Source organism: uncultured Abyssibacter sp., from assembly GCF_964000955.1.
GTDB lineage: Bacteria > Pseudomonadota > Gammaproteobacteria > Nevskiales > OUC007 > Abyssibacter.
In genome coordinates this window covers 1-7444 of record NZ_CAXFCL010000326.1, presented here as the reverse complement: position 1 = coordinate 7444, position 7444 = coordinate 1, and the positions used below count along the sequence as shown (strand labels likewise).

General features: G+C 64.9%; 7 protein-coding genes. 4 read left to right on the top strand and 3 right to left on the bottom strand.

The window, feature by feature from the left end; genetic code table 11:
* Positions 1-423 (bottom strand): NAD(P)H-binding protein (locus ABNS06_RS15800; protein WP_348675566.1); only part of this gene is annotated, 423 nt, incomplete at its 3' end.
* 89 nt (positions 424-512) lie between these two features.
* Here ABNS06_RS15800 and ABNS06_RS15795 point away from each other — a divergent pair.
* Both ABNS06_RS15795 and ABNS06_RS15790 read left to right on the top strand, forming a co-directional pair.
* Complete coding sequence (locus tag ABNS06_RS15795) at positions 513-1649, top strand: peptidoglycan-binding domain-containing protein (RefSeq protein WP_348675565.1); 1137 nt, start codon at positions 513-515, stop codon at positions 1647-1649.
* A complete protein-coding gene (locus ABNS06_RS15790) occupies positions 1646-2896 on the top strand; it encodes a hypothetical protein (protein WP_348675563.1) in 1251 nt (416 codons plus the stop codon). The genes ABNS06_RS15795 and ABNS06_RS15790 overlap by 4 nt, the downstream gene beginning before the upstream one ends.
* Before the next feature lies 1 nt (position 2897).
* Here ABNS06_RS15790 and ABNS06_RS15785 read toward each other — a convergent pair whose 3' ends face one another.
* Positions 2898-4274, bottom strand: a complete 1377-nt coding sequence (locus ABNS06_RS15785) for an aromatic ring-hydroxylating dioxygenase subunit alpha (RefSeq protein ID WP_348675562.1) — start codon at positions 4272-4274, stop codon at positions 2898-2900.
* 546 nt (positions 4275-4820) lie between these two features.
* On the opposite strand from ABNS06_RS15785, the gene ABNS06_RS15780 reads away from it, so the two are divergent.
* Positions 4821-5615 (top strand): IclR family transcriptional regulator, encoded by a 795-nt coding sequence (locus ABNS06_RS15780; protein ID WP_348675561.1) that lies wholly within the window; start codon positions 4821-4823, stop codon positions 5613-5615.
* Positions 5616-5631: 16 nt separating this feature from the next.
* On the opposite strand, the gene ABNS06_RS15775 is transcribed toward ABNS06_RS15780, so the two are convergent.
* Positions 5632-6822: a CoA transferase gene (locus ABNS06_RS15775; RefSeq protein WP_348675560.1), complete on the bottom strand. Its 1191-nt coding sequence runs from the start codon at positions 6820-6822 to the stop codon at positions 5632-5634.
* 135 nt (positions 6823-6957) lie between these two features.
* Here ABNS06_RS15775 and ABNS06_RS15770 point away from each other — a divergent pair.
* Positions 6958-7444: acyl-CoA dehydrogenase family protein (locus tag ABNS06_RS15770; RefSeq protein WP_348675559.1), on the top strand; the 487-nt coding region annotated here is incomplete at its 3' end.

Sequence of the window (7444 nt, the reverse complement as noted above, 5' to 3'; positions counted from 1 at the left end):
GGCATCGAGCAGCGCCTGGGCGATGGCGCCGCGCACCTTCCCCTTGTCGCCGTTCGGTCGGAACGGGCTGTCCTCGGTCTGCGGCTCCGCGGTTTGCGGGTACATGTAAGTGTTGTCGAAGTACACCAGCCTGGCGCCGTGTGTGGCGCAGGCGTCGATAACGTTGCGCATCAGGATGGGCCACTGCTCCACCCAGAGCCGGGTGTCCATCGGCAGCCCGGCGGTCAGGTAGACGATCTGGGAGCCTTCGACGGCGCGCAGCGTCTGCTCGGCGTCGAGCAGATCGGCACTGAGCAGTTCATCGGTGTCGTTGACCCGCTTGGGGTTGCGGCTCACCAGCCGGATGTCGCTGGTGAAATCGCGCTTCAGCTGCACGGCGAGTTCGCGGCCGATCTGCCCGCTGGCGCCCAGAATGGTTTGCATGGCTTTGCTCCGATCGTTTTGCTCGGGACGATGATACGAAGGCTAGAATCACCCGGGGGTTCAGATAACAACGACTGAGAGGGGACACCATGGCGATTGACCTGGAGAACGTGTCGCAATCCTGGGTTCGGCGCGAGCTGGAGTTTCATGACCAGTTGGCGCGCGGCAAGCGTGGAAAGGCCACGCGGCGGGTTCAGGAGTGGTTGGCGCTGGCGGGTTTTCACACCGCGGTCGACGGTGATTTCGGGCCGGCAACCCAGAGCGCGATCCGTCAGTTTCAGGCCAAACGCAAGTTGGCGGTCACCGGCATGGTTGACGAAACCACCTGGGAAACGCTGGTCACGCCATTGCTGAAGGCGCTCAAGCCGATCGGAGTGGGCAGCAAGGATTTGCCAGCCATGGTCGCGGGCTACGCCAAACAGCACCTGGCCCAGCACCCTCGCGAGATCGGCGGCCAGAATCGGGGACCCTGGGTCCGCGTGTACACCGGCGGAAACGAAGGTGACAACTGGCCTTGGTGTGCCGGCTTCGTCAGTTTCGTGATCCAGCAGGCGGCCGGAACCCTCGGCATCAAGCCGCCCATCAAGGGCAGCGTGAGTTGCGACATTCTCGCGGCCCAGGCCAAGGAGGCCGGGTTGTTCGTCCGGGAACAGGACAGAGGCGATGTCGTATTGCCGGAGGGCAGTGTCTTCCTCAATCGCCGCACCAGTACCGACTGGACACACACGGGCTTTGTCACCCGCTTTGGCGCCGAGAGCTTCGACACCATCGAAGGCAACACCAACGACGAGGGCTCGCGCGAAGGCTATGAGGTCTGCGCACGTGCCCGTGGCTACGGCAAGCGCGACTTCATCAGCCTGGCCGGCTGGCGAACCACGACCAAAGCGGGCGCTTCCGGTAGCGGCGCCGAAGTCACCATCTCGGTGCCGACGACACCGGCGTCCGTGATCGTGGACGTCAAGCTCACGCGTTCGGACGGCGGCGAAGCACCGATTGATGTGCCATTGACCAACGGCACGGGCACGGCGCTGATCCGACCCGACCTGCGCTATATCCTGTCGGTGCGCCTCACCCATGGCCCTGCGGCCGGCTTCAAGTACACGCTCGATGTCAGCGGTGACGCCCAGCACGAGGTGGTCTGCGAGGATGGCGAGCTGCCGCAGCAGTTCGAGTCCAGCGACGGCTCCGACCTGTTGACCACCGGCATCGAGGCCGTCTCGAAATGATCGGCCGGACGCTGCTGACGGCAATGCTGATCTGGCCGTTCGCCCTCATGGCGGATACGGATACGGCGCTTCCCAACCCGGACGACATGTCGGACATCGCCAACGGCGTTGCGACACTGGTCAGAACCTTCGGCGCCGACGTGTCAGGCGACTCGGTCATCAGCGCGTCGTTCAACGGACTGCACCTCGACCTTGGCGAGGCCGGTGGACGCCTGCGCTTCAATCTCGACGGCACGACCATCGGCCTGGGAACGGATCGCAACCGTCTGGACCTGGAAGCGTCGGGCCCGATCGAGTACGGGTCCGCCATCGACACCGGTGACGACACGACCGGCGGCGATGTCTTCTCCGATGCCTATCAGCTCAGCCTGCGCTACACGCGAATCATCTGGAACGTGGGCCAGCAGGCGGAGGTGAACACGCTGCCTGATCGCAACTGCCAGCACTTCAAGAAGGTGACGGGCGCCAGTGGTTTCTGCAACGACCAGTTCTTCGAGAAGGAGTACGACTACACCCCGGATGGCTACGCCGGCAGCCAGGAGGCCGCCGATCGCAACCGGGAGCTGATCCGCCAGGAGTATCTGCGCGCCCAGGCGATCTTTCTGAATGCCAGCTCGGTCAACAAGCAGTGCATCAGTGCCGTGCGGGTCGTTGACACCGACATCGACGTCGAGTGGCAGCAGTTCCTGCCGCCCTACGTCGCCAGCCAGCTGCGTGACTGCGTGCGCAGCTCATCGCTGAAGACGTTTCGCCTCGCCGCCAATGTGGGAGCGCAGACCATCGATCCCAGCGTCACGGCCGACAGCATGGCCGTAACGGGTGAGCGTCAGGAAACGCCGTTCTCGGTCGTCGCGGCCTTCGGGATGCAGCTCGGCGATGTCAGCTCGATCAGCATCGGCGCGGCCTGGGAACGTGGTTACAGCGAGGGGGAGCTACGCCAGCAGTGCACCGACACGGGCAACAATCTGCTGTGTCAGGACGTGCGATTCGACGCCGGCGTGGAGAGCGAGAATGCCGTTGCCATGCTCGACATTCGCCGCCGCATCGGCACCGACCTCGCGATCAAGCTGGTCACCAGTCACGCGATCAGCGACTCGATCACGCGAGTATCACTCCCGCTGTACCTGAGCCGCAGTGAAGCCAATGGTGGTCTGGACGGAGGGATTGCCATGGAATGGGACTCCGAGACCGAAGAGGCTCGATTCCGCTTTTTCGTCGGCCAGACATTCTCCATCGCCGGCCAGTGAATCAGCCCTTTTTCACCGGAGCCCCCCGCCCCATGTACTCGGCCAGGTTCTTGTGCAGGTTGACCGTGCTGCGTTCCATGTACGGGTTGGGTTGCGTGCCGCGGAATCCGGCGGATTGCATGCCCAGTTGCACGGCGGCCATGTTGGAGAAATCCTGCCCCAGCACGTAGGACCAGGCCTCCTCGGTGGCCGGTGAATATTCCCACTCGGTGACCGGCTCCTCGCCTTCCGGGTAGTGCTGGTATACCGCCGCTTCGAAGATGCACTTGTTGGGGTCGTAGCCGTAGGGCCGCGCGCTGTAGCAAAGCATGTTGTTGACGGCGTGGCCGATCTGGAAATTCGGGAAGATCTGCCAGGCGGTGCCGCTCTTGCCGACATGCGCCGGATCGACCTCGGCCCAGTGCACGCCTCGGGCGGCATCACGTTCCTTCGCCGATTTGAGCCAGTGCTGGAGTACCTGTGGCCCGGGCGTGCCTTCCGGCAGTTCATCGACCAGTCGCCTGGCGGCATCCACCAGCGTTTCGGTGGTGTTGGTATTCGCCTTTTCCCAAGTGTAGACCTGCATTTCAGCCGTCGCCACGCGCGGGTCGGTACCGGAGGCGATGCGCAGCTTCGCCTTCTGGTTTTCGTCCATGCCCTTGGGCGCCTCATAGCCGATGTTGCTGTGCCGGCCCTGCGCCTTGGCCCAACCGCGAAACTCGCCGTACTTGTTGAACTCCGGGTGGGTTGTCTGCACGTGGTAGGTCTCGTTGAACGCTTCCAGCGCCACCTTCCAGTTGCAGTCGAAGATGCCCCATTTACGCCAGCGATAGCGCATGCGATGCAGCTCGAAGGGTTCGAGCATGGATGCCGCGGGTTCCAGATAATCCCGCAGCGGCTCGCAGTCCGGGTCCATGTTGATGAAGACCCAGCCACTCCAGGTGTCGACATTGACCTCGCTCAGCCGCGTGTTGTCGGCGTTGAGCGTGCCGTTCCAGTCTTCGCAGTGCGGGATATGCGTGTTTTCGCCATCTAGGTTGAAGCGCCAGCCGTGAAAGCCGCAGACGAACTGCTGCCGGCGGCCACAAGCGTTGCGGGTGCCCTTGGGCGTATCGACCAGACGTCGACCGCGATGCGGGCAGACATTGTGGAAGGCCTTGAGCTTGTCGGCGGCCGTGCGCACGACCACGATCGAGTCGTCCAGCACCTCATAGCTCAGAAACTGCCCGACCTCGGGAATCTCCTCGATGCGCCCGACCCGCAGCCACACCTTGCGCCACAAACGGTCGCGCTCGGCGCGGGCGTAGTCTTCGGATACGTAGGCTTCCGGCCCGATGGTGACCGCCTCCGACAGCGGTTCGGATGCCATGGTCTCCTGCATGTCCTCGGCCTTTTTCATGACGTTCTCCTCTCCTGCGCGTCACGCTGTCTGCTTGTCCTGGCCATCCAGCTCCAGGGACGAACCCTATTTGTCCGGACTTATAAATCCATCTCCTTCAGAACGGACACCTGACACCGGACGGCGAATTCCAGGCCGTCCGGCTCGCCCGCCCACTGCGACGAAACGGTCCCGCTACGATAACCTTATTCCCATAAAATCTCACGGTTCGAATGGTTTCGATGCGAATGCAGGTTCGTCTGGACCCGAGTCGAGCGTGCTCCGACATGAAAGGTCGAATGCGTTTCAGAGCCCACAGGAATATGAATTGTCCGGACATTTATGGAATGACTCTTCGCGCGGTCACGCCGCCGAACGCTCCGGTCTCGCTGCGGCCATCCGGGCGGTGACACGACCCGACCACAGCACGTCGTCAAGCCGCCAGATCACGACCGCGGCCCGGGTCGCCGCTTGTTGGATGCGACGCCGCCGACCACAATCCTGATAAACAGGTTCGCAGGGTCGCGCCCCACTGACGCCGGGATCGGGCGCCGACGTTCAGACCCGGTGAAGACAAGAACAAGGATGCCGATGGAGCAGCGCCGCTCGAATTCACCACAGTCCGTCACACGGGTGATCCGGATACTCGAAGCCCTTTGCGCAGCAAGCGAACCGCTGAGCCTGGCTCAGTTGAGCCGGACGCTGGACGCGCCGAAGAGCAGCGTCGCGGCCCTGCTGCGCGGGCTTGCGGAAGCTCATTTCGTGATTGTTTCGGACGGGGTCTACCGGCTGGGCCCGGCGGCCTTCGGCCTGGGCAGCGCGCTGGTGGAATCCCGGCGGCGGTTCCAGACCTCGGATCTCATCCGGGATGGCATGCGACGCCTGGCCGCCCGATCCGGCGAGACGGTGCTGTTCGCGGTGCGCGACCAGGACGGCCAGGGCATCACCTATGTCGACGTGATCGAGAGCACCGACACGGTCCGCTTCGCGGTATCGGTTGGCGACCGTCGCCCGCTGTACTGCACCTCGGGAGGCCGCGTGTTGCTCGCGGCGCTGCCGGAGGACGAGCTGCACGAGTATCTGCACACGCTCAATCCCGGACGGCTGACCGACGACACCGTGATCGACAAGGGCAAGCTGGCCGCCATCGTGGAGCAGGCACGCGCCACCGGCGTTGCGCAAACGGTCAATCAGGCCGCCAGCGGAGCGGCGGGCACGGCCGCCGCGATCCGCGACGCGACCGGCGCGGCCATCGGCGCGCTGATCGTCGCCGCGCCCTCCTCACGGCTGCACGACGCCCTGCCCGACATGGTTCGCGAGGAAGCCGAGAGGATCTCGGACAGCCTCGGGTACAGACAGTAGTCCGGACCCGGTCGACTCAGGCCGCCGGGCCGACCGGCGCGTTGGTCGCCCGCAGCCGCGCCAGTTCCTCGAGCACGTCGTCGGTATCCGCACCCAGCTCCGGCGCGGCACCGGCCACGCCGCCGGGCGATCGCGAAAACCAGGTCGGCACGCCCGGATAGCGCACCGGCCCATGCGGTGAATCCACCGTCTCGAAGAATTCCGCGGCGTTCAGGTGCTCGTTGTGCAGCAGCTCCTCGGGCGTGCGCAGCGGCGCGGCCGGAATGCCCAGTTCACGCAGCAGGTCCAGCCATTGCCCGGTCGTGCGTTGCAGGAACACGTCGGCCAGCAATCCGTAGATCTTGTCGATGCACTTGGCGCGCAGCTCCAGCGTCGCATAAGCCGGATCATCGGCCCACGTGGGCTGCACCGCATCGACGAACAGTCGCCAGTGCTTGTCGTTGTAGATCAGCGCCGACACGTAGCCGTCGCTGGTCCGGTAGGGCTTGCGATTCGGCGCGACGGCGCGCGGGTAATGTGCCGGCCCGGTCGGCGGCGTGAACAGGGCGCCGTTGGCGTGCTCGACCAGCATGAACGCCGCCATGGTCTCGAACATGCCGACCTCCACTTCCTGCCCCTCGCCGGTGCGCTCGCGGTGGAACAGGGCCATGGTGGTCGCGTAAAGCGCGGTCAGGCCCGCGATCTTGTCCGCCATGATCGTGCCCACGTAGCTTGCCTCGCCGGTGAGCATCTGCTGCACCGCCGGCAGCCCGCATTCGGCCTGGATGGTGTCGTCGTAGGCCGGCTGGTCGCGATCCGGACCGCGGCGGCCATAGCCGTAGCAGTTGGTGTAGACGATGCCGGGATTGATCGCGGCGACCTCGTCGTAGCTGAGCCCGAGCCGGGCGATGGCCTTGGCCCGCATGGAATGCACGAACACGTCGGCATGCCGGATCAGTTCGCGAACCGCCGCCCGCCCCTCGTCGCTGCGCAGGTCCAGTACCACGCTGCGCTTGCCCCGGTTCACGTTGGCGAAGATGCCGCTCATGCCCGGTGCCGGCCCGCAGGAAATGTAGCGGACGCCGTCTCCCTCGGGCGGTTCGATCTTGATCACCTCGGCGCCCATGTCCGCCAGGATCTGCGTGCAGTACGGCCCCATGACCATGGCGGTCAGATCAACCACCCGAATCCCGGCCAGCGGCCCCTTGCCCTTCGAGGGCTTGCCCATCGCGTCATCCTCGCGCTCTCGTTCTGCGGGGGATTCTTTCACCGCGAGCGTACATATTCCAGTCCGTTGCGTTAATATCGGCACATCGATGCCGCCAACAATGACTCCGATTCCCGCAGACGCGCACGGCCAACCATGGATTTCGCACTTTCCGACGACCAACAGAACATCCGGGACGCGATCCTGAAACTCTGCTCCGGGTTCTCCGCCGACTACTGGCTGGAGCGCGACCGGTCCGGCGAGTTTCCGCAGGAGTTCTTCAACGCGCTGGTCGAAGGCGGCTGGCTGGGCATCGCGATGCCGACGGAGTACGGCGGCTCGGGGCTGGGCATTACCGAGGCGGCGGTGATGATGCAGGCCATCGCCGAGTCCGGCGCCGGGATGACCGGGGCCTCCAGCGTGCATATCCCCGTGTTCAGCGTGCAGCCGGTGGTGCTGTTCGGCACCGAGGAACAGAAGTCACGCATCCTGCCCCGCGTGGTCACCGGCGAGGACCGCGTGTGCTTCGGCGTCACCGAGCCCAACGCCGGACTCAACACCACCGAGATCAAGACCCGCGCCGAGCGCCGCGACGGCGGCTACCTGATCAACGGCGAGAAGATCTGGATTTCCACCGCGCAGG